This window comes from Sedimenticola selenatireducens, assembly GCF_963675335.2.
In the GTDB taxonomy this organism is placed as follows: Bacteria; Pseudomonadota; Gammaproteobacteria; order Chromatiales; family Chromatiaceae; genus Sedimenticola; species Sedimenticola selenatireducens.
Genome location: NZ_CAXXYC010000003.1, coordinates 639,459 through 664,698 on the forward strand (window position 1 = coordinate 639,459; position 25,240 = coordinate 664,698).

At 54.0% G+C, this 25,240-nt stretch carries 24 protein-coding genes; 15 read left to right on the top strand and 9 right to left on the bottom strand.

Going from position 1 to position 25,240, the window contains the following annotated elements; translation table 11 throughout:
* Window positions 1-75: 75 nt before the first annotated feature.
* The 4 genes from ACHZBF_RS06690 to thrH form a co-directional block, all read right to left on the bottom strand.
* The gene (locus ACHZBF_RS06690; protein WP_321528001.1) at window positions 76-1,134 is read right to left on the bottom strand and encodes an SAM-dependent methyltransferase; all 1,059 of its coding nucleotides are present in this window, start codon (window positions 1,132-1,134) and stop codon (window positions 76-78) included.
* Window positions 1,135-1,152: 18 nt separating this feature from the next.
* Window positions 1,153-2,694, bottom strand: a complete 1,542-nt coding sequence (locus ACHZBF_RS06695; RefSeq protein WP_321528002.1) for a response regulator — start codon at window positions 2,692-2,694, stop codon at window positions 1,153-1,155.
* Window positions 2,695-2,739: 45 nt separating this feature from the next.
* On the bottom strand, window positions 2,740-3,798 hold the full coding sequence (locus ACHZBF_RS06700; RefSeq protein WP_084609948.1) for an HD domain-containing phosphohydrolase: 1,059 nt from the start codon (window positions 3,796-3,798) through the stop codon (window positions 2,740-2,742).
* A 586-nt stretch (window positions 3,799-4,384) separates the two neighbouring features.
* Window positions 4,385-4,990: a bifunctional phosphoserine phosphatase/homoserine phosphotransferase ThrH gene (gene thrH, locus ACHZBF_RS06705; RefSeq protein ID WP_335340023.1), complete on the bottom strand. Its 606-nt coding sequence runs from the start codon at window positions 4,988-4,990 to the stop codon at window positions 4,385-4,387.
* Window positions 4,991-5,190: 200 nt separating this feature from the next.
* Here thrH and ACHZBF_RS06710 point away from each other — a divergent pair, with 200 nt between their 5' ends.
* The 10 genes from ACHZBF_RS06710 (at window position 5,191) to ACHZBF_RS06755 (ending at window position 15,701) form a co-directional block, all read left to right on the top strand.
* On the top strand, window positions 5,191-5,589 hold the full coding sequence (locus ACHZBF_RS06710; protein WP_029133064.1) for a MerR family transcriptional regulator: 399 nt from the start codon (window positions 5,191-5,193) through the stop codon (window positions 5,587-5,589).
* Window positions 5,590-5,668: 79 nt separating this feature from the next.
* Window positions 5,669-6,793, top strand: coding sequence for a thiolase family protein (locus ACHZBF_RS06715; protein WP_321528003.1), 1,125 nt, complete (start codon window positions 5,669-5,671; stop codon window positions 6,791-6,793).
* Window positions 6,793-9,117: a 3-hydroxyacyl-CoA dehydrogenase/enoyl-CoA hydratase family protein gene (locus ACHZBF_RS06720; protein WP_029133066.1), complete on the top strand. Its 2,325-nt coding sequence runs from the start codon at window positions 6,793-6,795 to the stop codon at window positions 9,115-9,117. Before ACHZBF_RS06715 ends, ACHZBF_RS06720 begins: the two co-directional genes overlap by 1 nt.
* Before the next feature lie 4 nt (window positions 9,118-9,121).
* Window positions 9,122-10,903, top strand: coding sequence for an acyl-CoA dehydrogenase C-terminal domain-containing protein (locus ACHZBF_RS06725; protein ID WP_029133067.1), 1,782 nt, complete (start codon window positions 9,122-9,124; stop codon window positions 10,901-10,903).
* Window positions 10,904-10,940: 37 nt separating this feature from the next.
* Window positions 10,941-11,471 carry a thioesterase family protein gene (locus tag ACHZBF_RS06730; protein ID WP_029133068.1) on the top strand — a complete coding sequence of 177 codons (531 nt, stop codon included), beginning with the start codon at window positions 10,941-10,943 and terminating at the stop codon, window positions 11,469-11,471.
* Between the two features lie 117 nt (window positions 11,472-11,588).
* Complete coding sequence (locus ACHZBF_RS06735; RefSeq protein WP_273438937.1) at window positions 11,589-12,386, top strand: enoyl-CoA hydratase/isomerase family protein; 798 nt, start codon at window positions 11,589-11,591, stop codon at window positions 12,384-12,386.
* A gap of 72 nt (window positions 12,387-12,458) precedes the next feature.
* Window positions 12,459-13,211, top strand: a complete 753-nt coding sequence (locus ACHZBF_RS06740) for an electron transfer flavoprotein subunit beta/FixA family protein (RefSeq protein WP_321528004.1) — start codon at window positions 12,459-12,461, stop codon at window positions 13,209-13,211.
* Entirely contained in the window at window positions 13,208-14,134 is a 927-nt protein-coding gene (locus ACHZBF_RS06745) for an electron transfer flavoprotein subunit alpha/FixB family protein (RefSeq protein ID WP_321528005.1), read from the top strand. Before ACHZBF_RS06740 ends, ACHZBF_RS06745 begins: the two co-directional genes overlap by 4 nt.
* Before the next feature lie 81 nt (window positions 14,135-14,215).
* On the top strand, window positions 14,216-14,791 hold the full coding sequence (locus tag ACHZBF_RS06750; protein WP_321528006.1) for a chalcone isomerase family protein: 576 nt from the start codon (window positions 14,216-14,218) through the stop codon (window positions 14,789-14,791).
* 202 nt (window positions 14,792-14,993) lie between these two features.
* Window positions 14,994-15,701 carry a DUF3581 family protein gene (locus ACHZBF_RS06755; protein WP_321528007.1) on the top strand — a complete coding sequence of 236 codons (708 nt, stop codon included), beginning with the start codon at window positions 14,994-14,996 and terminating at the stop codon, window positions 15,699-15,701.
* A gap of 135 nt (window positions 15,702-15,836) precedes the next feature.
* Here the strand turns inward: ACHZBF_RS06755 and ACHZBF_RS06760 are convergent, their stop codons facing one another.
* Window positions 15,837-16,148 carry a hypothetical protein gene (locus tag ACHZBF_RS06760; protein ID WP_029134058.1) on the bottom strand — a complete coding sequence of 104 codons (312 nt, stop codon included), beginning with the start codon at window positions 16,146-16,148 and terminating at the stop codon, window positions 15,837-15,839.
* 325 nt (window positions 16,149-16,473) lie between these two features.
* Here ACHZBF_RS06760 and ubiM point away from each other — a divergent pair, with 325 nt between their 5' ends.
* Entirely contained in the window at window positions 16,474-17,676 is a 1,203-nt protein-coding gene (ubiM, locus tag ACHZBF_RS06765) for a 5-demethoxyubiquinol-8 5-hydroxylase UbiM (RefSeq protein ID WP_051302393.1), read from the top strand.
* Between the two features lie 8 nt (window positions 17,677-17,684).
* On the opposite strand, the gene ACHZBF_RS06770 is transcribed toward ubiM, so the two are convergent.
* The 3 genes from ACHZBF_RS06770 to ACHZBF_RS06780 all read right to left on the bottom strand — a co-directional run bounded on the left by ACHZBF_RS06770 (window position 17,685) and on the right by ACHZBF_RS06780 (window position 21,331).
* A complete protein-coding gene (locus tag ACHZBF_RS06770; RefSeq protein WP_029134057.1) occupies window positions 17,685-18,398 on the bottom strand; it encodes a DUF599 domain-containing protein in 714 nt (237 codons plus the stop codon).
* Window positions 18,399-18,539: 141 nt separating this feature from the next.
* Entirely contained in the window at window positions 18,540-20,348 is a 1,809-nt protein-coding gene (locus tag ACHZBF_RS06775) for an AMP-dependent synthetase/ligase (RefSeq protein ID WP_321528008.1), read from the bottom strand.
* Between the two features lie 269 nt (window positions 20,349-20,617).
* On the bottom strand, window positions 20,618-21,331 hold the full coding sequence (locus ACHZBF_RS06780; protein WP_273437882.1) for a TetR/AcrR family transcriptional regulator: 714 nt from the start codon (window positions 21,329-21,331) through the stop codon (window positions 20,618-20,620).
* A 157-nt stretch (window positions 21,332-21,488) separates the two neighbouring features.
* On the opposite strand from ACHZBF_RS06780, the gene ACHZBF_RS06785 reads away from it, so the two are divergent.
* The 3 genes from ACHZBF_RS06785 (at window position 21,489) to ACHZBF_RS06795 (ending at window position 22,948) form a co-directional block, all read left to right on the top strand.
* Window positions 21,489-21,752, top strand: coding sequence for a sulfurtransferase TusA family protein (locus ACHZBF_RS06785; protein ID WP_288106062.1), 264 nt, complete (start codon window positions 21,489-21,491; stop codon window positions 21,750-21,752).
* Window positions 21,753-21,833: 81 nt separating this feature from the next.
* Window positions 21,834-22,463, top strand: a complete 630-nt coding sequence (locus ACHZBF_RS06790; protein ID WP_273437879.1) for an MBL fold metallo-hydrolase — start codon at window positions 21,834-21,836, stop codon at window positions 22,461-22,463.
* Window positions 22,464-22,474: 11 nt separating this feature from the next.
* Entirely contained in the window at window positions 22,475-22,948 is a 474-nt protein-coding gene (locus ACHZBF_RS06795) for a hemerythrin domain-containing protein (protein WP_321528009.1), read from the top strand.
* A 22-nt stretch (window positions 22,949-22,970) separates the two neighbouring features.
* Here the strand turns inward: ACHZBF_RS06795 and ACHZBF_RS06800 are convergent, their stop codons facing one another.
* Window positions 22,971-24,164 (bottom strand): aminotransferase-like domain-containing protein, encoded by a 1,194-nt coding sequence (locus tag ACHZBF_RS06800; RefSeq protein ID WP_321528010.1) that lies wholly within the window; start codon window positions 24,162-24,164, stop codon window positions 22,971-22,973.
* A 108-nt stretch (window positions 24,165-24,272) separates the two neighbouring features.
* Between ACHZBF_RS06800 and ACHZBF_RS06805 the strand changes: the two genes are divergently transcribed.
* Window positions 24,273-25,217 (top strand): AraC family transcriptional regulator, encoded by a 945-nt coding sequence (locus ACHZBF_RS06805; protein ID WP_321528011.1) that lies wholly within the window; start codon window positions 24,273-24,275, stop codon window positions 25,215-25,217.
* Window positions 25,218-25,240 lie beyond the last annotated feature (23 nt).

Here is a 25,240-nt window from a genome sequence, read left to right on the forward strand (position 1 = left end):
CAGGCAAGCAGCACAGGGCACCCCGCACCTGTGTCGTGCTGTTTGGTCTGGAGGGGGCGCTACGTATTCACCTTTTCACTGCTTGCGATACAGGTAGTGGCCATTACCGAAGAACTCTCCCGACTGGGGTGCAAAGAGTACAACCTTGCAGACGCTGAAGTAGTTGTTCCAGTAGCGGATATCCTCTTCTGAAAGAAGTGACTCATGTAGCTGTTCAATCTGTTCCCAGAATCGACGGTGCCATTCGTCGATGGTGCGCCAGTAGTTCATGCCATTGATATATACGCCGAGTTCTGGCGTGAGATGCCGATGCTGATTCAACATTTCCTGATGAGGCCAGACTCGTCCGCCGGGAAAGTAGGCCCCCACCGGGGTTTCCCTGGCATTGAAATATTGTGGAAAAACCGGCTGTGAGACAATCAGGTGCAGAAATACCCGGCCGCCCGGTTTTAACAGGGATGCCATGAGGTTAAAAATGGCATCCAGATTGTTCACCTGCTCAAATACCGCGATCGAGATCACCAGGTCGTAGGCTGCAAGGCCCAGCTCTTCCGGCGGGATATTGCTGATGTCGTTTTCAATCAGTGTAAGATTTGCCTTGCTAAAAAGATGGTCGCCATCCTGCTGCTTGCTGCGTATATAGTCCGCCTGTGTCTTGCTGGCGGTAATGGTCACCACCTCAACATTCGGAAAGTGTTTGAACAGATAGGCTTCAAAGGAGCCAAATCCACAACCGATGTTGAGTATCCTTTCATTCCCGCGGATCTGGGCCCGCTCGCAAATCAGTCGGAACTTCTCCTCCTGTGCCTGTTCCAGGGTGGCGCTGCTTCGCAGGACCTGGTGGGACGTCTCGCCATAGTAGGCCATGGAATAGGCCATGTAGTCATGATCGAGAAAGGACTGGAAAAACTCCAGGGGCTGGTCGTAGTGTACCGACATGAGTTCGTCGGTTTCTTCCCAGGTCGGTCCCTGGTCGGTAGTGATCCCAAATGCCGCAAGCGTGTGTTTTTTGTCCGCTTCGCGTCGATATTCCTGCGTGAAGTATCGGGTCAATCTCTCTTCGTAGAGCCGCAGTTCATTTGAGCCGTATGGGTGTATGCCGGATTTTTGAAGCTTTCGACTAAGCGGATTCATGATTTAGCCCTAAGAAATTTATTCCTTTCTGTAGGCTGAATTATTACCGTGAAAGAGGTGGTCGTGCAAGGCTTCTATGGTCGCAATGCGACAATTTTCTATCTCGTTTACCAAAGTATCCAGTTCGAAGCCAAATTCCATATCCTTGATTTTGGTAAGTCGGACTGCCATGCGATAAAGGTTGAGCGCACCCAGGTTGCCTGCTGTGTCTTTCAGCTTATGGCCATAATCCTGGATTGATTTTATGTCATGGTTGGTGGCTGCCAGTTGAAGGCCCTTAATCAATGCAACGGTCTCCTTGTCAAACTGGTTGACCAGCTGCAACAGGAAGTCTTTCTCTTTTCCAAGTCGCTTCAGTTCATTAAGCTGGTGGGTGTCAAGGGTCAGGCTGTTGTCATGATAATGGGTTGAACCGGAGATAGTTGGATAGTCAAAAATCCCATCATTATGGCCCTGGCTTGTCAGGTCGGTTGCCCGGGCGACTGTTTCCAACAGTCGCTGGGTTGAAATCGGCTTAACAATCAGGTGCTCAATGTCCGCGGCTTCACAGGCCTGGATGGTCTGGGAGTTGGGTGAATCAAGCAGCAGAATGAAAGGTATCCACGGTTGATTAAGATGTGCAAAGCGGTAAAGCTTTATCGCTTCTATGCCAGATATCTCGGGCATGTCAGCATCCAGAATAGCGAGATCGAAATGATGATTATCGAGCGCCTCCAGGATCTCCGTCGAGTCGCTGACAATAAATGCCTGATGCCCGGCGTTGCCGAGAATTCTGTGGATTTTTCTGCATTCATTATGGCTGCCGCCGGCAATCAGGATATCAAGCGGTTGCTGTCCTTTTTCGGTTTCATAATGATCAAGCAGCTGAACCACATTGTGGTGATGTATGGCGGTCTCACGAGCGTTATGAAGTGCCTTGAAGAGCAGGGTCTTGTCCAGTGGCGCGGATAGCATTCCGGAGTATCCCGCCATGTATAACTGCTCGGTCCGCGGTGGTAGAGTACTGCCGCCATAATAAATCAGGTACAGCGACTGTAATGAGGGCTCTGCCCGAAGGGCAGTAGCGAACTGGCACTCTTCCATGTCCAGGCTGCTCTGGTCGACAAGTACCGTCTGAAAAGGTTTGCCTGTATCCGCTGATTCGATGAGCATGGCAAATGCCCGGGCGCTGCTACCAGCTTCAACAAAATTCACGCCCCATCCATTGAGATGATCGGATATTTCCCGTTTTGCCTTGTTACTTCCGGATAGCAGTAGTAGGCGAATGTTACCCAATTTGTCAGGTATGGACGTTTCCTGTCTATCTTGAAGAATCTCTGCGGGGGAGGCTGTTTTATATTTTTTGACGTTGTCCTCGCTATCCGTGCTCTTTTTCTGCTCGGAAACATGCGTTGGATTGCCGCCATTTATCTGTACAGTTATTACGCGGTATATAATGACAATGCTGACCACGATAGCAGGCACCAGCATCCCTGGTGGGAGTTTTCCCAATACCATGAACAGGTCAAGGCATAGGACTCCCGCGATAATGCTGTAACGCTGTGTGCCTTCATTTTTCATGGCAGTTCGCCGACATGTGATTTTTTGGCTATCCATAGCACCGGTTTATTTGCTGAGACTTTCGCGACCGCCTGGAGAGCTATCGTGAATAGCAAGTATTTTGTCCAGATTTTCCATAAATACATCCACGCAATCCGGGTCGAAGTGACTACCCCTTTGTGCTTCCAGATAACCGAGGGTTCGATCCAGTGACCAGGCGCTTTTATAGGGCCGTTCGGACCGCAGAGCATCAAACACGTCCGCGACCGCGACCACGCGTGCTTCAATAGGGATGTTGTCGCCGGCCAGTCCCTGAGGGTAGCCTTTGCCATCGAATCGCTCATGATGACCGTAGGCGATGACTGCCCCGGCTTGTATGTAACAGGAGGTGCTGTCACGTAGAATGTCATACCCAATACGGGTATGCCTCTGCATGATGCTCCACTCCTGACTGGTCAGCTTTCCGGGTTTAAGCAAAATATGATCCGGTATGCCGATTTTACCAATATCGTGCATGGGGGCAGCCAGGCGGATGACTTCGCACAGGTTGTCATCCAGGTTGAGTGACCGGGCAATCAGGCAGGCATAGTCAGACATGCGTATGACATGGTCACCCGTCTCTTCATCACGAAATTCCCCGGCTTTCGCCAGGCGCAGCAGTGTCTCCTTTTCACGCAGTTGCAGCTCTTCGGTTTTTCTTGAAATCTCCTGCTCCAGCCAGCGCGCCCGATCTTTAATAATGACCTGCTGTTTTCTCAGTTGCAGCAGATTGCGGCATCGAGCGCGACACTCGTAATGATCGATAGGCTTGGAGAGGAAATCCGTAGCACCGGCCTCAAGGGCCTGGTAGCGAATCGATTTATCGTCGATACAGGTAATGATAACCAGAGGTATATCGGTACAGGAGGGGATCTTGCGAAACCAGTGGGTAAACTCGACCCCATCCATATTGGGCATTTTATAATCTGTGATGACCAGATCATGGTTGTTGTGTTTCGCCCACTCCAGCGCCTTTACCGGATCAGTGAAACACTCGACATGGATGCTGTCATCGATAGAGTGTATCAACTCTTCAAGGATCATCAGACTGATAGTCTGGTCATCAAGAATCAGTACGGTTGGCATAACCCAATCCTCAGGCATCCGGTTGGTAAAGTGAGCTATATTCCGCCCTCAATCCGCGATCAAAGCGGATGCCTCTCACTCATGGTTAGTATGAAGTAAAAACATACTAGGTTATTCAAAAACAAAAAGATAGTTGTGTATTTATTCCGAAATTCCTGACTAATTTTCACGGAATAATCGCTACAGAATCGGTTGGGCATCGCCCTGCAAAACAGTAGTCACAAAATGCCGGAACCCTGGCCTGTTCCATGCCGGCCAAATGGCTCCCCCGTTCTTCGCAGGTCTCCATGAAAACCGGAGCAGCGGACCGGCTGCGCTGATCTGGCTGTAATTGAGCAGATTGCCGCAATAGTGTGTACCAGGCCGTCTGTGGATGGCCGAAGGATGAGCCTGTTTGACTATTGGATCACTGGGCGCTTGCAACATCTTTTGCGCCGGTTGGTATCCTTATAATCGGTAACGGCTGAAAATGCATATTCTTTAGCTTCAGCTATCTCTGCAGACCTTTATCTACAGGTTTTCGGTCATCGGTCGATGGCATATTGCCGAGACGAGAATGTTCCCCGGCGATATTTTTTCCTTGCGGTTAAAGGGCGCGATTGCTGGCCTGCTTAAAGGCGTCGCGGAAAGCGGCGTAATCGGTCACTACCGGGAACTGGGGGAATTCGTCAATGACATTCTGTGGAGGACGGAACAGAATTCCCTTGTCGGCTTCTGCGAGCATGGTTGTGTCATTGTAGGAGTCGCCAGCAGCAATAACCCGGAAGTTCAGGTTGTGGAATGCCTTAACTGCTTGACGTTTCGGGTCTTTTTGCCGGATATGGTAATCCTCAACCATGCCGTTTTTATCGACAGCAAGTTTGTGGCATAGCAGGGTGGGGTGTCCAAGCTGCCGCATCATGGGTGCGGCAAACTCATAGAAGGTGTCGGAAAGTATCACTACCTGGAAATGCTCCCGCAACCAGTCAAGAAATTCCCGTGCCCCTTCCAGTGGTGACATGCCATCGATCACCGCCTGGATATCCGCCAGCCCAAGGTTGTGCTGTTTGAGAATCCGCAGGCGCTGCCTCATCAGGACATCGTAATCGGGAATGTCACGCGTGGTTGCCTTGAGTTCATCGATCCCGGTTCGTTCAGCAAAGTTGATCCAGATTTCAGGTATCAGTACCCCTTCGAGGTCGAGACAGGCCATTTCCACGCGCTTATTCTCCTGCAGTTAAAGCATTGGGAAGCGTTATTCCCCTATAAAAAATGCCGCTAGGATACACCATGCCTCAGGGGAAGGGCAGCACCGATGTATCATATTACGCATTAGTTATTATACTATCCTTATAGTAAGTAGATTGACGTATACGTAAACCTTCTCTATATTGTGTTGCCGAGGAGTAGAGAATGGAAAAGTTGCTGACAGTTACTGAATTGGCCGAAGCGTTCGATGTGACACCAAGGACCATCCGGTTTTACGAGACAAAAGGGCTGATCAGCCCGCAACGTGTGGGCTCCACCAGGGTCTACACTTATCGTGATCACGCCCGACTGAAGCTGATTCTGCGCGCCAAGCGCCTTGGTTTCTCGCTGACGGATATTCGGGAATATCTGAACCTGTATAACGTCGACCCGGAACAGATTGAGCAGCAGCAACTGCTGCTAACCAAGATTAGTCGTCGTATCGAGGACCTTGAACAACAGCAGGAAGATCTGGTGGCGACCCTTGTTGAACTGCGGGATATCGAGCAGCAGGCATTGTCCAATATTAAGAAGAAAGCTGCCGCCACCGGCTTCACGGAGTAGCCGCTATAGCGAAATTTCAGCGCATCATGCGCGCAACAATCTAAAGTAATAACTGGCACCTACAATGACGGAGAACGTAATGAAGAATATCGTGATCGCAGGCTATGCCCGCACCCCGTTTACCCAATCCAATAAAGGCGCGCTGGTTAAAGTGCGCCCCGATGATCTGGCGGCGGCCGCTGTGCGTGGGCTTGTCGAGCGGACCGGGGTCGCCGTAGACGATATCGAGGATCTGGTTCTTGGATGTGCCTTCCCGGAAGGGGAGCAGGGTTTCAACATGGCCCGTCTGGTAGTGTTTCTCAGCGGTCTGCCTGTATCGATTGGCGGTGTGACGGTCAACCGTTTCTGTGGTTCCTCCATGCAGGCCATTCACCAGGCGGCCGGGGCGATCGCCCTGGGTGCCGGTGAGGTCTATATCTGCGCCGGGGTCGAGTCCATGACCCGGGTGCCGATGGCCGGTTTCAACCCCATGCCCAATCCGCAACTGGCCGCCGCCATGCCGGGGGCCTATGTGAGTATGGGAGAGACGGCCGAGAACCTGTCGCGGCAGTATGATATTTCGCGCGCCGAACAGGAGGCGTTTGCCGTTGCCAGCCATCAGAAAGCCGCGGCTGCCCAGGCCGCCGGAAAACTGAGTGCTGAAATTGTACCGGTCAGCGGGGTGGAGCAGGATGGTTGTATCCGGCCTGAAACCACGGCCGAGAGTCTGGCGGGTCTCAAACTTGCCTTTGATGAGAGCGGCAGCGTGACTGCTGGTACCTCTTCACCCTTGACCGACGGCGCGTCGGCCGTGCTGGTCTGCAGCGAAGAGTACGCCCGTAGCCACGGTCTGGATATCCTGGCCAGGATTCGCAGCTTTGCCATCTCCGGATGTGCGCCGGAAATCATGGGCATCGGGCCGGTCATCTCCAGTCGCAAGGCGCTGAAGCGTGCCGGCTTGAGCATGGCGGATATAGACATTATCGAGCTCAATGAAGCGTTTGCTTCTCAATCGCTGGCCTGTGTGCGTGACCTGGAGGTGGATCTCGCAAAAACCAATCTGGATGGTGGCGCTGTCGCCCTGGGGCACCCACTTGGCGCCACGGGAGCGCGCATAACCGGCAAGGCGGCTGCGCTGCTCAAGCGCGAGGACAAACAGTTTGCGTTGGCCACCCAATGCATCGGCGGCGGTCAGGGTATTGCGACCATTCTGGAGGCGGTCTGATGGAAATTAAGAAAGTCGCCGTCATTGGTGCAGGCGTGATGGGGGCGGGTATTGCCGCCCACATAAGCAACGCCGGGATTCCCGTAGTATTGCTGGATATCGTTCCCAAGGGTGTTGATAACCGTAACGCAATAGCCGAAGGCGCGGTACAGAAAATGCTCAAGGTCCAGCCCGCACCCTTTATGCATAAGCGCAATGCCCGCCTGGTCACCACCGGCAATATTGAAGACCATATGGAACTGCTGGCAGAGTGTGACTGGATTATTGAGGCGGTGATTGAGCGGCTGGATATCAAGCAGGATCTCTATCGCAAAATTGATTCGGTACGCAAGCCCGGATCTGTCGTCTCTTCCAATACCTCGACTATCCCGTTGCGGGACCTGGTGGCGGAGCAGACAGATGCCTTTGTTGGCGATTTCATGATCACCCACTTTTTCAATCCCCCCCGCTATATGCGGCTGCTGGAGATTACCGCGGGAGAAAAAACCCGGGCGGATGCGGTAATGGGTATTCGTGATTTCTGTGACCGCTCGCTTGGTAAAGGTGTCGTTGATTGCAACGATACCCCGGGGTTTATCGCCAACCGTATCGGCATTTTCTGGATTCAAGTGGCGATCCTGGAGGCCATGGCCCTGGGGCTCAGTGTGGAAGAGGCGGATGCGGTGATGGGGCGCCCGTTGGGCATTCCCAAGACCGGCGTGTTCGGACTCTCCGATCTGGTCGGTATCGATCTGATGCCGCACCTGATGGAGAGTATGCAGCGCACCCTGTCGAAAGATGATCCGTTCCTGGCGAAGAGCACTATACCTGAGCTGGTGAGCAGGATGATTGCTGACGGCTATACCGGGCGCAAAGGCAAGGGCGGTTTCTACCGGATCAACCGGACAGCAGGCGGCAAGGTCAAGGAGAGTATTGATCTGGTGTCTGGTGAGTACAATCCCTCACGCAAGGCACAACTGGACTCACTTCAAGCATCGCGGCAAGGGGGGCTGAAGGCCCTGGTGAATCATCCTGACAAGGGCGGGCAGTACGCCCGCCGGGTGCTGGCACAGGTGCTCGGTTATGCCGCCAGTCTGATTCCCGAGATTGCAGAGAATATCCTGGCAGTCGATGAGGCGATGAAGCTGGGATATGCCTGGAAATATGGTCCGTTTGAACTGATCGATCGACTGGGTGGTTCTCTATTCGGGCAGTTGTTGGAGAGTGAAGGATTATCTCTGCCTCCGTTGATTCAACTCGCTGCTGAACAGAGCTTCTACCGGGTACAAGATGGCCAGTTGCAGTATCTGGATACCAGCGGTATCTATCAGGATGTAGTCCGTCCTGAGGGTGTGCTGCTTCTGTCGGATATCAAGCGGCGCAGCGAACCCTTGGCGAAGAATGGCTCGGCGGCGCTCTGGGATATCGGAGATGGGGTGGTCTGTCTCGAATACACCAGCAAGATGAACGCCATGGATCCGGATATCCTCGCCCTGATGCGTGAGGCGATCGGTATTGTTTCCAAAGAATATAAGGCGCTCGTTCTTCATAATGAAGGCGAAAACTACTCGGTCGGTGCCAATCTGGGACTGCTGCTGTTTGCGGCCAATATCGGCACCTGGGACCAGATCGAAGAGATGGTAGAGGGCGGTCAGCAGACCTATAAGGCCCTGAAATACGCGCCGTTTCCGGTGATTGGTGCGCCAGCCGGCATGGCGCTGGGCGGAGGCTGTGAAACCCTGTTGCATTGTGATGCGGTGCAGGCCCATGCCGAGACCTATATCGGCTTGGTTGAGGTGGGTGTTGGTCTGATTCCCGGCTGGGGCGGCTGCAAGGAGATGCTGCAGCGCTGGATGATCAACAAACGACGTCCCGGTGGCCCCATGCCGGCGGTGATCAAGTGCTTTGAAACCATCAGTACCGCAACGGTAGCCAAGTCCGCTGCTGAAGCAAAAGATTATCTGTTTTTCCGTCCCGATGACGGCGTGACCATGAACCGAGACCGCTTACTGGCGGATGCCAAGTCCCGAGCGCTGGCGCTGGCGGATGGCTATCAGCCACCACAGCCGATTGAGATCAGCCTTCCGGGACCCACCGCCAAGGCGGCGATGGAGATGGCGGTGAAAGGGTTTCATCTGGCGGGCAAGGCGACGGACCATGACGTTGTAGTTGCAATGGCGCTGGCGGAGATGCTCAGTGGTGGTGATACCGATATTACCGAGAGCCTGACCGAGGATGATCTGTTGGGGCTGGAACGGGAGGTGTTCATGTCGCTGATCCGGCACCCCGACACCCTGGATCGCATGGAACACATGCTGGAAACCGGCAAACCGCTGAGGAATTAAGAGAATGGCTAGTTACAAGACACCACTGCGCGATATGCACTTTGTGTATAGCGAACTGTTTGATGCCGAGGCGATTCAGGCGCTGCCGGGCTGTGAAGAGGTGACCCCCGATCTGGTGGATGCAATTCTGCAAGAGGCCGGTAAATTCTGTGAAGAGCGTCTGCTCCCGCTGAATCGCTCAGGCGATGAAGAGGGATGCCATTTTGAAAATGGCAAGGTAACTACTCCCGCCGGTCTGAAAGAGGCCTACCATGATTTCAATGAGATGGGTTGGGGTGCACTGGCAGCCGACCCTGAATACGGTGGGCAGGGGTTGCCAAACTCGGTCAGCATGATGGTGGAAGAGATCATGTGCAGCACCAATTTTGCCTTTGGCCTCTATCCCGGTCTGACCCACGGCGCCTATAACGCACTGGTTGCAAGAGCGAGTGATGAGCTGAAACAGACCTATCTGCCCAATATGGTCTCCGGTAAATGGAGTGGCTCCATGTGTCTGACAGAGCCGCAATGTGGCACTGATCTGGGCATGATACGTACCAAGGCGGTACCGCAGGAAGATGGCAGTTATCACATCACCGGTAGCAAGATGTTCATCACCGCCGGTGAACATGACTTGACGGAAAATATCATTCATCTGGTATTGGCACGTACCCCGGATGCCCCGAATGGCATCAAGGGCATCAGCCTGTTCCTGGTGCCAAAGATACAAGTCAATCCCGATGGTTTGCTGGGGGCGCCGAATGGTGTCAGTTGCGGCTCAATTGAGCACAAGATGGGCATTAATGCGTCCGCTACCTGTGTGATCAACCTTGATGATGCGAAGGGGTTCCTTGTCGGCGAACTGAACAAAGGCATGGAGGCGATGTTCATCATGATGAACACAGAGCGCCTGGCAGTTGGTATCCAGGGGTTGGGGATTGGTGAGGCCTCCTACCAGGGGGCTGTGGCATACGCACGTGAACGGCTGCAGGGGCGCGCTCTGACAGGCCCCAAGTCACCGGAAAAACCGGCGGATTCCCTGTTGGTGCATCCCGATGTCCGCCGTATGCTGCTGACTCAGCGCGCCTATGTGGAAGGCAATCGTGCACTGGCCGGTTGGGTCGCGACTGAAATGGATCATGCCCATCGTAACCCCGATCCATCTCGACGTCAGGAAGCGAAAGATTTCGTCGCTCTGATGACACCCGTGGTCAAGGCGTTCATGACCGATACCGGTTCTGAAGTGGCCAATCTGGGCATGCAGGTATTTGGTGGCCATGGTTATATTCGTGAGCACGGTATGGAACAGTACGTGCGCGATGCCCGTATAGCCCAGATCTACGAAGGGACCAATGGCATTCAGGCGATGGACCTGGTCGGCCGTAAGCTGCCGGCACATATGGGGCGTTATCTGCGGCGCTTCTTCCATCCGGTGCGGGATTATCTTGAATCGAAAGAGCACGATTTCTCCATGCATGCCTACCTGATGCCGTTGGCCAAGGCTTTCGGACGGTTGCAGAAGGCGACCGCCGTTATTGCACAGAAAGGGATGGCGAATCCGGATGAGGCCGGTGCGGCAGCGGCGGAATATCTGCGGCTGTTCGCACTGGTTGCCCTGGGCTATCTCTGGATGCGCATGGCGGATATCGGCAAACAGAAACGGGATGAAGATAACCTGTTCTATCAGGCCAAGGTGGATACAGCCCGTTTCTACTTCGAGCGTATACTCCCCCAGAGTAGTGCCTTGTTTGCCAATATCATGGCGGGTTCAAAAGGGATGATGAAGTTCAATGATGAAGCCTTTTAAGGCTGGCTGTTCGGGCAGTGGAACTGGGTTGTAATCGATGAATCTGATCTTTCGTCTGATCCTTCAGCTGATTACTTCCTGCCTTCGTCCGCATCAATCCCTGATGGAATCTGCAACGTTGCGGATGCGGGTATGGCCGGCAGATTTGGATATTAATCTGCATCTGACCAATTCCCGCTATCTGGCCCTGATGGATCTGGGGCGTATTGAGTTGATGTTGCGTACCGGCATGATGCTCAAAGTGATGAAGCGGCGCTGGTTACCGGTTGTCTCGATTGCCAGTATACGTTTTCGTCGTGAGATCAGTCCGTTTGAACGTTTTACGCTGCATACCCGTATTCTGGGATGGGATGAGAAATGGTTTTACATGGAACAACGTTTCGAAACCACACGGGGCGTTGCCGCGATTGGCATTGTCAAAGGGTTGTTCCGTGGTCCGAACGGCAATGTGCCCAGTCGGGCGCTGATTGATCTGGTGGAGTATGAGGATGTGGCGGAGAAATCAGAATTTCTCAAGACATTGGATGCATTCGAACAGCAATTGAAAGTCACAGATCCAACGGAATGATACCGTAACCGGTTATGTGGGAGCGGATTGGCCGCTGCGAGCAGGGGGCATCCGTATCGTAGTACTAAAGCTGCCGCTTCCACTTTTTATTTTAATAGGTACCAACGAGGATAGGCCATGGGTGAGACAGTCCGGATTGAACAGCAAGGTGCGGTGGCTGTTGTATCGCTGAATCGTCCTGCATCCCTCAATGCTCTCGACAGTGAGATGTCTTACCAGTTGCGGGATGGTTTCCAGCGATTGGCTGATTCTCCCGGCGTGCGTGCTATCGTATTGCGGGGTGAGGGTGATCACTTCATGGCTGGTGGCGATATTGCTTATTTTCATCAGAGTCTGGAACTCTCACTTGATGCGCGCAAACAGAAGGTGACGGAGTTAATTGGCGTGGTGCATGAATTTATCACCATCCTGCGCACCATGCCCCAACCCGTTATTGCCAGTGTGCGGGGTAATGTGGCTGGCTTTGGCATGAGTCTGGTAGCGGCTTCTGACCTGGCTGTTGCGGCGGACAATGCCAGGTTTACCCAGGCCTATTGTCAGATCGGTACCAGCCCCGATGGAGGCAATACCTTCTTTCTGCCGCGGGCCATCGGTACCAAGCGCGCTATGGCGATGACCTTGCTGAATGAACCCGTGTCTGCAGAACAGGCGCAGGCCACGGGATTAATTAATCAGGTGGTTACAGATGCAGAGCTGGAAGCGGCCACTCTGAAGTTGGCGGCACGACTCGCACAGGGGCCGACCCAGGCCTATGCCCGGGCTAAGCAACTTATCAACAGCACCATGAGTAACACCCTGCAGCAGCAGTTGGATGCGGAACAGGAGCGCTTTGCACTCTGCTCTGTGAGTCATGACTTTGCTGAAGGAGTCATTGCCTTCATGGAGAAGCGCAAGGCAGAATTTACCGGTGAATGAGTCTGCAGCAATTCGTGACATTCCAATAGCAACCGTAAGAGAGACGGCAGCCAAACCAATCGAAGGTGGTGTATGAAAGTACTGGTCGCAGTAAAGCGCGTTGTGGATTACAACGTAAAGGTCCGCGTGAAGGCGGATGAGACGGGGGTGGAGTTAGCCAACGTGAAGATGTCGATGAACCCGTTTGACGAGATCGCGGTGGAAGAGGCGGTACGGATCAAGGAAGCGGGGAAGGCGGAAGAGATTGTGGTGGTGTCGTTGGGTGCGAAGCAGTGCCAGGAGACGATCCGCAACGCGCTGGCGCTGGGAGCGGACCGGGGCGTGCTGGTGGAGAGTGAGGCGGAGCTGCAGCCGCTGGCGGTGGCGAAGTTGCTCAAGGCGGTGGTCGACAAGGAGCAGCCGGAACTGGTGATTCTGGGCAAGCAGGCGATTGATGACGACAGCAACCAGGTGGGACAGATGCTGGCGGCGCTGCTGGGCTGGCCGCAGGGCACCTTTGCCTCCAAGGTGGTGTTGGAGGACGGTGCAGTGGCGGTGACGCGGGAGATCGATGGGGGTCTGGAGACGGTCAAGCTGCAGTTGCCGGCGGTGGTCAGTACCGACCTGCGCCTGAACGAGCCGCGCTATGCGAAGTTGCCGAACATCATGAAGGCGAAGAAGAAGCCGCTGGAAGTGATACCGGTGGCGGAGCTGGGGGTGGACATTGCGCCGCGGCTGACGGTGCTGAAGGTGAGTGAGCCGGGCCAGCGCCAGGCGGGAGTGAAGGTTGAGAGCGTGGCCGAGCTGGTGGATAAGCTGCGTAACGAAGCGAAGGTGATAGCATGAGTATTCTGGTCATAGCGGAACACGACAATGCCCAACTGAAAGGGGCGACGCTGAACACGGTGACGGCGGCGGGCCAACTGGGGGATGAGATTGACCTGCTGGTGGCGGGCTCGAACTGTGCAGCGGTAGCCGAAGCGGCGGCGCAGATTGCCGGTATCAGCAAGGTGCTGGTGGCGGATGATGCGGTGTATGAACACCCGCTGGCGGAAGGCTTGTCGCTGCTGGTGACGCGACTGGCGGAGGGTTACAGTCACGTACTGGCGCCGGCGACGACGTTTGGCAAGAACGTCCTGCCGCGGGTGGCGGCGCTGCTGGATGTGGCGCAGCTGTCGGATATTACGGCGATCGAGAGTGCCGACACCTTTGTGCGGCCGATCTATGCGGGCAACGCGCTGGCGACGGTGCAGAGCAGTGACCGGATCAAGCTGATCACGGTGCGGGGAACGGCATTTGATGCGGCCGGAGAGGGTGGCAGTGCGACGCTCGAGAACATCCCGGCGGGTGAGGGCTATGGTCAATCGAGTTATGTGGGTGCTGAGCTGACGAAATCGGAGCGGCCGGAGCTGACGAGTGCGAAGATCGTGGTCTCGGGCGGTCGGGGCATGGGCAGTGGCGAGAACTTCAAGCTGATCGAGGCGGTGGCGGACAAGCTGAACGCGGCGATAGGCGCGTCACGTGCGGCGGTGGATGCGGGCTATGTGCCGAATGACTACCAGGTTGGGCAGACGGGCAAGATCGTGGCGCCGGAGCTGTACATAGCGGTGGGCATCTCGGGGGCGATCCAGCACTTGGCGGGGATGAAGGAGAGCAAGGTGATCGTGGCGATCAACAAGGACGAGGAGGCGCCGATCTTCCAGGTGGCCGACTACGGTCTGGTAGCGGACCTGTTCCAGGCCCTGCCGGAGTTGGTGGATCAATTGTAACCGCTCCAACGGTGGGGCAAGAAGGGGGCAACGAACCAGAATCTGTTTGAAAGTGAAGCGTACTGTGGCCAGGAGAAGCCAATGAAAAAGATGCTAAGAGGTGTGTTCGGATTACTCTGTCTGCTCACGATTTTTCCCTTGGGCGCGGCAGAGCTCGCCAAGGTGACTATACCCGATCGGATCACCCTGGACGGGAGTGACAATGCGCTGGTATTGAATGGGGCGGGTATACGCTACAAGTTCATTTTCAAGATCTATATCGGAGCACTCTATCTGCCGGAGAAAACATCGGCGTCCGAGGAGATCATCAACTCTACCGGTCCAAAGCGGATCCTGATGCATTTTCTCTACGATAAGGTTGAGAAACAGGATCTGGACAAGGCTTGGCGAGAGGGTTTTTTGGCCAACCAGGATGAGCAGGCCATGGCCCAACTGGATCAGCGGATAAACCGGTTTTCAGCGCTGTTCACTGATGCGGTCAGAGGGGATGAAATCTGGCTCGACAATATCCCTGATGCCGGAACCCGGGTGTATATCAATGGTGAATTGAAGGACACCATACCCGGGAGTGATTTCTATCCGGCGCTGCTAAGTATTTGGATAGGCAGCGATCCGGTCACAACCGCTTTAAAGCGCGCCATGTTGGGGCAGGAGTAGCTAGACCGGCGAAACTGACGCGTTTGATGGGTTCACTCAATCCCCCGGCTATGGGGGATCTTTCTACCTGTTTTTTGACCCAATCCCCACTTTTCAGTCTGGTTGGCGGTTGCGGTCGCCGCCATATCGCATGAAATTACTGATTTAATTCGAACACCTGATATGATGCGGCACGAAACCTATAGAATACCGGGCAGAAAAAATGGTTTTAACCGACTACTTTACGGAAGATGGTGATGGTCTTCGGTTTACCCGACAGCAGGCCAGTCGATTTGCAAAAGAGATTGCGGATGATTTCAATCCCTTGCACCACCAGGATGCAAAGTTGTTTTGCGTGCCTGGGGATCTCTTGTTCGCAGTGACGCTGGCCAGATATGGTTTAAGCCAGCAGATGTGCTTCACTTTTTCCGGCATGGTGAGTGACGGGATAAACTTGCACTATCAGGAACTGAATGAGAGTGAGCTTGTTCTGGTAGACGAACAGAAGAAAAACTGTCTCGAGATTGAGCGGCATGGGCATATATCCCATGACGCCGGTCTGATCAACGACTTTACCCACCGCTACGTCGAGTTTTCGGGGAAGAACTTCCTGAATGTACTGGTACCCCTGATGTCACGGGAAGGGGTAATGATTAATCCGGACAGACCGTTGGTGATCTATCAGCAGATGTCTATTGATTTGCAACGTTTGGATATTGAGAAGCCTTCCCTGGAGTTGACGGATACGGTTATTGAGGTGGATGGAAAAAAGGGGGACGTACGTATGCTGTTTTGCCTGAAGTCAGCCAATGAGATTGTTGGGGAAGGCGAAAAGCGTATGGCATTAAGAGGTTTAAGGAATTTTGAGCAGACCGGTATGAACCGCATGGTTGAATCTTATGTTGGTTACCGCAGGGCACATACGGCCTGAGACAGTATGTTGTTTTCCGTTGTCACCGCCCCTTTAGAATCGATTGCAAAATACCCCCCATTCCTGCCCGTTCCAGATAATCAAACACCTGCACAACCACTTTCGCTGATACCCCGCCAATAGGTTGTACCGGTATCAAACAAAAAACAGTAACGAGAGTAGGGCGCCAAGTCCGATAAGCACGTAGGAGGCAGGGGATATACCCTGGTCTTTTAAGCGCATTCCGATGAAGCCTTCAAACCGGTCTTTGGTTACGATACTGAGAACCCCTAACAGGATAAAAAAAGTTCCAGTGTAAGCCCCTATCTGTTTTAGTATGCTGAGTTTTTCATCGCTTACCCCGCTAACGCCTCCGCCTATGGTGGCAAATTTATTCGCCAACGATACTTCCGGTAGGATTAGAGCAGCGATCGACACAAAAAGTAGTGTGATGACAGGTTTATTCATGCCGGTTTTATCCAGTGCCTCAGATACATAGCTCGAAATTGGGGGTGTCGCAGGTAGATGTATAGCACGAATTAGAATTGCCCTCAATCCAGAAAGGTTTATCGGTTGATTACCAGTGTTGGATAACAGACCGGCGCTGTGGTTACTTTAAGAACCTAATAATCTTAAGGTTTTTGGATTCACCCAAGCCACTGTTGATGGACAGTTGTAAACGTTATGATGGGTGTCAATTCAGCTTGTGAACTTATGGGCCGGTGAGAACAGGGTGCTCCGGGTACAATATCTCAGTCAGGGCATGTTGCGAAGCTGGTCTATTGAGGGTTTTATGAAGTATGACATTGTAATTATAGGTGGTGGACCGGCGGGTCTCAGTTTTGCCCGTTCTCTCAAGGACAGTGGGTTGCGCGCGCTGATTATTGAACGGTCCGGGATCACTGACCTGGAATCGCCGGCAATGGATGGAAGGGAGATCGCGTTAACCCATTTGTCGAAAAAAATCCTTACCGAGATGGGGGCGTTGGCGCGTATTCCACAGAATGAAATTGCCCCGATCAGACAGGCCAGGGTGATTAATGGAAACTCATCCTACTGTCTGGAAATTGACAGCAGGAAGGAGGATGTGGATGCGCTCGGTTATCTGGTACCGAATTATCTGATCCGGAAGGCATTGTATGAAGAGGTGGTCACCAGTGAAAATGTTGAAGTGCTTACCGGTACCACGGTTCTTGACGTTCAAATAGTGCCGCAGCAGGCGACGGTGGCACTCTCCAATGGTGATTCGATTGTTGCTTCATTGGTGGTGGCTGCTGACAGCCGATTTTCTGAAACCCGGCGCAAGGCAGGCATCTCTGCATCCATGCAGGATTTTGGGCGGGTGGCCATTGTCAGTCGCATGGCCCATGAAAAACCCCATGATCAGATTGCCTACGAGTGTTTCCATTATGGGCGGACATTGGCTGTGTTGCCGTTGAATGGCAATATCTCCTCCACCGTGGTGACGGTTTCATCGGACGTCGCCAGTCAGATCCAGGCGCTTGGTGATGAAGCCTATGCGGCGGAGGTACAGGCTCAATTCAATCATCGGCTGGGCGATATGCGACTGGTGGGAAAGCGGCATGCCTACCCGCTGGTGGCCGTGCACGCCAACAAGTTCGTCAAGTCACGTTATGCCCTGATTGGTGATGCGGCGGTTGGAATGCATCCGGTCACGGCCCACGGCTTTAATCTGGGCCTGCGTGGACAGGATACCTTGTTCAGGGTGATCAGGGCGGCCCAGCTACAGGGCCAGGACATCGGTGCCCTCGATGTGCTGGAAAAATACCAGAGCAAACAGATGCGCGTCTCCTGGCCACTATATACTGGCACCAATGAAATCGTCAGTCTCTATACCAACGATTCGGTGCCGGCGAAAATTCTGCGTGGTCTGGTGTTGCGCTTGAGTAACAATTTTCCGCCGGTCAAGCAGATGATCAGCAAAAAACTGACCGAACTTGGTGGCCATGAGGAGGCTGGTCTGCCATTTCTATAATCGTTCGGCTATTCAGCACGACTGATGATCAGCTCTTCCAGCGTTCTGGATTTGAACTCGCGTCGATAAAGCACCCAGACAATGCCACTGCTCAATGCAATGAACAGCCACGGGTTGATGAACCAGCCGAGTACCGCCAGACTGAAATAGTAGGTGCGTAGTCCCAGGTTGAAGTTGTTTGCCGCCAGTGACGCAACATGGGCGATGCGGATGGCGAAGGCCTTGCGTTCACGCCCGGAGACCTGGGCATCCATGGTGGGTGCACCACCCAGCATTACCGCACAGAAACCGTATTGCCGAAGGCTCCAGGTGAACTTGAAAAAGGCATACATAAACAGGCCGACAAGCAGTAGCAGCTTGATCTCCCATTCCGAACGGCTGGCGTCAATGGCAAAGGGCACATCGGCTACCATGTCGATGACCTTGTCAGTGGATCCCATAACGGTAACCAATCCGGCCAGTATCAGCATGGTGGATGAGGCAAAAAATGCCACACTGCGCTCCAGGTTGGCCAATGCCGTGGTGTCCGCAACCCGTACATCCCGAGTCAACATCTGCTCCATCCACGCCTGGCGATACTGGTGCAGCACACTGGAGAGGCAATGCGTGGTGCGAGCCATGCGTTGTGAGTAGATCATGTAGCCGTAGAAGCAGACCATGAACCAGACAAAGGCGACGATGCTCTCCCAATGTGTTTGGGCGAATTTAGCGATTTCATTCATAGGTATGCGGCCGTTTTGTGCTGTGGGATTGGAACAGCGCCAACTATAGCAGGGCCCGGGAGGTTAAATCATGATGTTCCGGGGTTGGGCGGTGTAAGGCATGGCGCCCTGAATGGTCAGGTCACCATGCCTTGCGCCGGGTTAATGCCCGTCATAGATGTCTCGGATGAGTTCGTCGCAGTGTTCGATAATCAACTTTCGCTTGGTTTTCAGCGTAGGGGTCAGATAGCCGTTCTCCACGCTCCAGGATTCCCCCAACAGCACCGCCTTGCGTATCTGTGCATAGCCAGGAAATTCGCGCAACTGCTCACTGATCCGCCGATAGACATGGTCCATTACCTTTTTGTCCTGTAGTGAGGCGGAATTTTCGGGATCTAGACCCAGTCCTTCTGCCAGACTTTTCCAGTGTCCCGGTTCCGGAACGATCAATGCTGACAGGAAGGGGCGGCCCTCGCCGATGATTAGAACCTGCTCAAACAGGGCGTCCATGGCAAGGGCGATCTCCATGTCGGCGGGCGATACCTTTTCACCATTTGCCAACACGATAATGTCCTTGATCCGCCCGGTAATATAGACGTGCCCGGTGGAGTCGATTCTGGCCACATCTCCCGTGTGAAGCCAGCCCTCCTCATCAATGACCCGGGCGGTCTCCTGTGGATTGTTCCAGAAGCCGAGCATCACGGCATCACCCCTTGCCAACAGTTCCCCATTCTCTGCTACTGATAGTTGGGTGCCGGGAAGCGCAAGCCCCACGCTTTCGGGAACATTGTCATCGATACGGTTCACCGCCAATACAGGGCTGGTTTCGGTCAGGCCGTATCCCTGTAATACCGGTACCCCAAGTGCCAGGAAGGTACGAGCCACATCCGGCGGCAGCGGGGCGCCGCCGCTGATGGCGGTGCGCAGGCGGCCGCCCAGTTTTTCCGTGACCTTGCTGGCTACCAGTTTGTTCAGCAGTGGCCAGAGGAGCAGCGACGGTGACCAGCTTCCTCTTCCCTGCTGGTGCTCAAAACGTTTCCAGCCGACATTGACCGCCAGGTTGAACAGCTTGCGCGCAATTGGGGGTTTCTCATCCAGCCCCTCCTGAATCTTGGCATAAATACGCTCATAGATACGTGGCACACTGATCATGAAGGTGGGGCGAATGCTCAGCAGGTCCTCGGCCAACAGCAGAATGGAACGTGCATAGGCCACGGTGATGCCGGCCATCAGCGGGAGGTAATAGCCGCCGGTTCGTTCCAGCATGTGTGAAAGTGGCAGGAATGAGAGCATGATGTCATTGTCATTGACGGTGGTGGTCTGTAATGCTTCGTATGTGTTGCTGAGGATGTTGTGATGACTCAGCATCACACCCTTTGGATGGCCTGTAGTTCCCGAGGTATAGACGATGGAGCAGAGGCTGTGTGGATCGAGATCGTGTACCATCTGGTACTCTCCGGCGGTTGCCGGCAACCACTTTTCCAGGTGTCGGATTCGATCATCATGTGCCATGCCATCCAGTGACTCCAGGGAGACGATACGCCGAATGGTCGGCAGCTCATCCCTGACCGGTTGCAGGCTTTTCCACTGCTCCTGGCCGTGGATAACCAGCAGCTTGATTGCCGAAGCTTCGGCAATATAGGCTACGTTACCGCCGCGATCGTTATAAAACAGGGGAACGCTGACCAGCCCGAGGCCCAGGGCGGCCTGATCGAACATGACCCATTCGCGACGGTTGGGCATCATAATGCCCACCCGGTCCCCGCGTTTCAGACCCTCTTGCAAAAATGCCGCCTGCCAGCGGGCGGTTTCGCTGCGCATTTCCGACCAGGTACTGTTTTTCCATGTGGCCTGTTCCGGGTCGTAATAACGATAGGCAATTCGTTCGGGGGTACGACTGGTGCGCTCCTTAAACAGTCCTGCCAATGTGATGGCCTCGTCCAGGGAGATGATTTCCTGGTTGGCTTTCATAATGCTCTCCTCTCTTGAGACTGGCTGGTATCACCTTGTTAATTTGGTGTGATGCACAGCCAGCTTCATTGCAACCTGGGTGGTCGATTTTCCCGGTTGTCGTGGCGGGGGGCTTTATCACCTACTGCGCCGGGTGAATAAAAATTCAGATTATTATTTTTTATAGCATGGTGTCGGTACCAGTGCCGGTTTGTTGTTGTTTGATATTCCATCGGGTGGTTGATAGGTACTCCTCTTGTTCAATCTATCTGGTTCGGGTTCGATATGTCTTAGTTTGAATGGTCTGGCAGGGCCGAAGGGGCACTGAGCCCTCCTTTCAAGAAGGGTAGTAGACGCTGAATAATGCCTTCAATATCTGCCGGATCACAGTAGCGGCAGGACTCGATCATCTCCAGTGCATCGGTCCCTGCCAGGGTGAATGCGATGGTGCCAATGACAAAGTGAACACGCCAGGATAGTTCCTCCTGGGAGAGATCCGGGAGCGCTTTGGCCAAGGCATTGCGATAACGCTTTTTTACCTCGTCATACATCAGCGGCAGGAAATCGTGCACCTCCGGTCCCGGTTCTGCATGTGTTCTTCCCAGTAATCGGATGAAATTGATGCCTCCCTGTTTGGGGTTCATGCTTGCCTTCAGTGCCGGTTCCACAAAGGACCTCAGGATGTCATCCAGTTCCAGAGGAGTATCACCCGCCTTCCGCTCCAGTGATTCGAGCGCCCGAATACGCTCCCTGTTCATCGGCGCAACACGCCGCTGAAAAACTGCCTGATAGAGCTGTGCCTTGGATCCGAAATGGTAGTTGACCGCGGCCAGATTGACATTGGCCCGGGATGTGATGGTTCGCATGGAGGTGGCGGAGTAGCCCTTTTCGGCAAATATCTCCTCGGCGACGTCGAGTATTCTGTCTTTCGTATCCAGAGGAACTTTCAGATCACGGGTGCCGATGTCGTATGTGGCAATGTCATTTGCTCTGAATGGGTTCATTGGTCCATGCTACTCTTTTAATTCTACTACCTTGGCGTTTCAGTTAAACGTTCGTTTTATTTTTTGTCAAGCCTATTTTTTCCCGCTAAGCTGTCAGTAGATTATTACCGTGCCCGAATTCTTAATGTATCTGATCAGATGATCCCGGGAGGTTGTGTTGACTGAGACTATTGAAGCACTCAAGTGCGACCGGCAGTTGGATGTCAGCGGGCTTATCTGCCCGTTACCGGTACTGAAGACCAAGGCGACACTCTCGCACATGGCGGTAGGCGAGGTGTTGAAGGTGACGGTCACCCATCCTGATTCACGCCGGGAATTTCCGGTGCTCTGCCGTCTTCCTGAATTCGAGCTGTTGGAGAGCAGGGAGGAGGACGGGCATTTTCTCTACTGGATTAAAAAAGTGTCCGGCAGAACGGTCTGATCCAGTTCCCTGAATGGGCACATGCCGGCAAAGTTCCGGTATACTCACCCATCTTGTCAACCGATCAGAAAATGGTTTCGTATGAAATTTACCGTGATTCCTGTTACTCCATTTGAGCAGAACTGTACACTGGTTACCTGTGAAGAGACCCGGCGGGCAGCTGTTGTAGACCCCGGGGGTGATATTGAGCGTATCCTGCAGGAGGCGGAAGCCCAAGGGCTGACCCTTGAAAAAATCCTGATCACTCATGCCCACATTGATCATGCCGGTGCCGCGGGAGAGTTATCCAGGCGACTCGGGATACCCATTGAGGGACCGCACCGGGAAGATAAGTTCTGGATTGATGATCTCTCTGAACAGGCAAAGATGTTTGGCTTCCCGCCTGCGGAAAGTTTTGAGCCGGAGCGTTGGCTGGACCAGGGGGATGTGGTTCAGGTCGGCAATCAGCAACTGGAGGTGCGACACTGTCCGGGACATACTCCGGGGCATGTGGTTTTCTTCAATCCCGCTGAGAAAGTCGCCATTGTGGGCGATGTGCTGTTCAATGGATCAATCGGTCGAACCGATTTTCCCAAGGGGGATCATGCCACGCTGTTGCGTTCCATTCGTGAACAGTTGTGGAGTATGGGCGATGATGTGGAGTTTATTTCCGGGCATGGGCCGGTCTCCACCATTGGCCATGAACGGGCCACCAACCCCTTCCTGAACTGAGTGGTGGTGCGGTGAAGCGCAGTGAACAGCTTAAAAAACTCTCCTGGGAGCATCACGACGCGCTGAAGTTTGCGCGACGAATCAAGAAAGGTATGAACAATGGCACAACACCGGAGCGAATTGCCCGTTACGTGATCTTCATTGTTGAGGCGCTGTTGCAGCCCCATTTCAAGTTGGAAGAAGAGTCACTGATCAAGCGCCTGAGCAGTGCCCAGGCGCAGGACATTGTCGTTACCCAGGTTATTGCGGACCATCGGGAGTTCAACCGGCTTGTGGCGGCGATAAAGGACGGGGAAGGGGACCTTGGACGGCTACTTGAGTCCTTTATCGATCTGCTGAAAGGTCATGTGAAATGGGAAGAGCAGCGATTCTTCCCTTATTGTGAACGGGTGCTGTCGGATACCGACCTCGATCAGATCCGCGTTGAGCTGGATCAGGGGCATCTGCCGGATGAGGTTACCTGGGATGAACCGTTCTGGGCTTGAGCCACTCAGCATCAGGGCGGGGTTAGTAGGCCAGGGCTGAGGCCGTGGTCTCCCGTCGGCTGCTGTCATTGATCAGTGTGGCCAGACGCCTGACTCCCTCCTCAATCATCGCGCTACTGCTATTGGAAAAATTCAGGCGCATGCTGTTGTCCGATTCGCCATTGACATAGAACGCCTCGCCGGGAACAAAGGCGACCCCCTCGGCGACGGCGGCCCGGAACAGTTCCAGCGTGCTTTCATTACTGGTCAACGTGGCCCAGATGAACATGCCACCCCGGGGCTTGGTGAAATGCAGGCTGTCGGACAGGTTGCGGGTAAGCGCCGTTGCCATCGCTTCCAGTCGCTCGCCGTAGGCGCTGCGGATCTGCTCCAGATGGGGTTCAAGGGCGCCGCTTTGCAGGAAACTCAGCACCAGTTGCTGGTCATAGCCACTGGAGTGCAGGTCGGCCGCCTGTTTCAGCTTCTCTACCACCTTGATGACCTCGCGGGGTGCGCTGATCCAGCCCATTCGCAGGGCCGGGGCAATGATCTTGGAAAAAGATCCGAAATGGATCACCCGCTCCGGCAGCAATGACTGCAATGAGGGCAGGGGATCGCCTGAATAGCGCAGCGCGGAGTAGGGGGCGTCTTCCAGAATCCAGAAATTATACCGCTCAGCCAAGGCCGTGAGGCCTTTTCTGCGCTCCAGCGAGTAGCTCGCACCGGTTGGATTCTGGAAATCGGTAACCGTATAAAAACAGCGAATCGGTTCCCGCTGGACTATGGCTTCCAGGGCTTCCAGGTCGGGGCCCTGCTCATCGGAGGGTATGGAGATCAGGGTTGCCTGATTGGCCCTCAATACTTGCAGCGCCCCCAGATAGGTCGGAGCCTCGACCAGTACCTTGTCGCCCGGGTCGATCAGACAGCGTACCACCAGGTCCAGCCCCTGTTGCGAGCCGGTGGTGATAATGATCTGTTCCGCATGCACCTCAGGATCGGCCAATTGCTCGGCAATGTGGCGGCGAAGCGGAAGCAGTCCCGGGGTCTCACTGTATTGGTAGAGTCGGTTGCCCAGTTGTTGTTGCATGCGCATGGAGGCCTGCTGCAGGGCGGCCACCGGAAACAGTTCTGGATCCGGCAGACCGCCGGCAAAGGAGATCATGTCCGGCTGTTGGGTGACCGCCAGGATATCGCGTATGAAGGAGCTGTTCAGGTTTATTGTGCGCTGTGCAAACATCCACCTAATCCCTGTTGTTTTAATATACCGCCAGCATAAGGCAAACCGATCAGGCTAATTTTGATGGTATGGGGTAATTCTTTTGTCTAAATGTGCTATTTTTTTGCCATGAGCTTGCGCCGGAACACCGCCTATGAACATCAGACCCGTATAAACGAGGCGCTTTACCGCATCCATGCGAAACTTTCGGATTCTCTGGAAATTAGTGGACTGGCTCAAAGTGCCTGCTACTCCCCCTACCATTTTCAACGTATTTTCAAACAGATCACCGGGGAGAGCGTGCATGACTATATCCGGCGCTGCCGTCTTGAATGGGCGGCCAATTTACTGATTTATAACCCGAACATGGCCATAGTCGACATCGCGGCAGAGTGCGGCTTTCACTCCAATGCGGCGTTCAACCATGCCTTCAAATCCTGCTTCAACTGTTCCCCCACGCTGTGGCGCCGTGAAGGCTACGAAACCAGAAGCCGGACATTGAAAACAGCCTGGTCTGCATCCGCGATGAATCCGCACCGCCAGTATTATCGGGATACCCTGGATAGCCACAACCAGTCTGTTCAGCGACAAGTAGAGATTAAACGCCTGCCGAGTCAGCCGGTTGCCTATATACGGCATGTCGGTTATGACCAGCGTATCAGTGAGGTATGGGCCCGCCTGCTGGATTGGGGAGGTGCCCACGGGGTCGATGTGAAAGCCCAGCAGATGATTGCACTCCACCACAGTAATCCGGATCTGATTCCGTTCGATCAATGCCGCTATGTCGCTTGTCTGACCCTGCCGAAACGTATCTATCCCGGGGATGGTGTCGGGGTGATGGAGATACCCGGTGGTCTGCACGCCTGTTGTCAGGCGGAAGGCATGTTCGGCGACCTGCTCTACCTGATGCGTGACCTTTATATGCACTGGTTGCCGGCCAGTGATTATCAGGCTCGAAGCATCCCGCCACACGCCCTTTACCACGACAATCATTTCATTAATCAAAGCGGCCGTTTCAGCCTGGAATTTCGCATTCCGGTGGCCAGGAATGCTGCCGGCCCCGACCGTTTTTAAGTCTGACAAATATCATCATAATC

What these genes read in the sequence shown, in the direction of transcription:
- ACHZBF_RS06695 (WP_321528002.1), bottom strand. Translation starts at nt 2,694, where the DNA reads ATGAAAAATGAAGGCACACAGCGTTACAGCATTATCGCGGGAGTCCTA.
- ACHZBF_RS06790 (WP_273437879.1), top strand. Translation starts at nt 21,834, where the DNA reads ATGAAATTTACCGTGATTCCTGTTACTCCATTTGAGCAGAACTGTACA.
- ACHZBF_RS06800 (WP_321528010.1), bottom strand. Translation starts at nt 24,164, where the DNA reads ATGTTTGCACAGCGCACAATAAACCTGAACAGCTCCTTCATACGCGAT.
- ACHZBF_RS06710 (WP_029133064.1), top strand. Translation starts at nt 5,191, where the DNA reads ATGGAAAAGTTGCTGACAGTTACTGAATTGGCCGAAGCGTTCGATGTG.
- ACHZBF_RS06735 (WP_273438937.1), top strand. Translation starts at nt 11,589, where the DNA reads ATGGGTGAGACAGTCCGGATTGAACAGCAAGGTGCGGTGGCTGTTGTA.
- ACHZBF_RS06760 (WP_029134058.1), bottom strand. Translation starts at nt 16,148, where the DNA reads ATGAATAAACCTGTCATCACACTACTTTTTGTGTCGATCGCTGCTCTA.
- ACHZBF_RS06690 (WP_321528001.1), bottom strand. Translation starts at nt 1,134, where the DNA reads ATGAATCCGCTTAGTCGAAAGCTTCAAAAATCCGGCATACACCCATAC.
- ACHZBF_RS06755 (WP_321528007.1), top strand. Translation starts at nt 14,994, where the DNA reads ATGGTTTTAACCGACTACTTTACGGAAGATGGTGATGGTCTTCGGTTT.
- ACHZBF_RS06745 (WP_321528005.1), top strand. Translation starts at nt 13,208, where the DNA reads ATGAGTATTCTGGTCATAGCGGAACACGACAATGCCCAACTGAAAGGG.
- ACHZBF_RS06715 (WP_321528003.1), top strand. Translation starts at nt 5,669, where the DNA reads ATGAAGAATATCGTGATCGCAGGCTATGCCCGCACCCCGTTTACCCAA.
- ACHZBF_RS06750 (WP_321528006.1), top strand. Translation starts at nt 14,216, where the DNA reads ATGAAAAAGATGCTAAGAGGTGTGTTCGGATTACTCTGTCTGCTCACG.
- ACHZBF_RS06770 (WP_029134057.1), bottom strand. Translation starts at nt 18,398, where the DNA reads ATGAATGAAATCGCTAAATTCGCCCAAACACATTGGGAGAGCATCGTC.
- ubiM (WP_051302393.1), top strand. Translation starts at nt 16,474, where the DNA reads ATGAAGTATGACATTGTAATTATAGGTGGTGGACCGGCGGGTCTCAGT.
- thrH (WP_335340023.1), bottom strand. Translation starts at nt 4,990, where the DNA reads ATGGCCTGTCTCGACCTCGAAGGGGTACTGATACCTGAAATCTGGATC.
- ACHZBF_RS06720 (WP_029133066.1), top strand. Translation starts at nt 6,793, where the DNA reads ATGGAAATTAAGAAAGTCGCCGTCATTGGTGCAGGCGTGATGGGGGCG.
- ACHZBF_RS06725 (WP_029133067.1), top strand. Translation starts at nt 9,122, where the DNA reads ATGGCTAGTTACAAGACACCACTGCGCGATATGCACTTTGTGTATAGC.
- ACHZBF_RS06805 (WP_321528011.1), top strand. Translation starts at nt 24,273, where the DNA reads ATGAGCTTGCGCCGGAACACCGCCTATGAACATCAGACCCGTATAAAC.
- ACHZBF_RS06780 (WP_273437882.1), bottom strand. Translation starts at nt 21,331, where the DNA reads ATGAACCCATTCAGAGCAAATGACATTGCCACATACGACATCGGCACC.
- ACHZBF_RS06700 (WP_084609948.1), bottom strand. Translation starts at nt 3,798, where the DNA reads ATGCCAACCGTACTGATTCTTGATGACCAGACTATCAGTCTGATGATC.
- ACHZBF_RS06740 (WP_321528004.1), top strand. Translation starts at nt 12,459, where the DNA reads ATGAAAGTACTGGTCGCAGTAAAGCGCGTTGTGGATTACAACGTAAAG.
- ACHZBF_RS06775 (WP_321528008.1), bottom strand. Translation starts at nt 20,348, where the DNA reads ATGAAAGCCAACCAGGAAATCATCTCCCTGGACGAGGCCATCACATTG.
- ACHZBF_RS06730 (WP_029133068.1), top strand. Translation starts at nt 10,941, where the DNA reads ATGAATCTGATCTTTCGTCTGATCCTTCAGCTGATTACTTCCTGCCTT.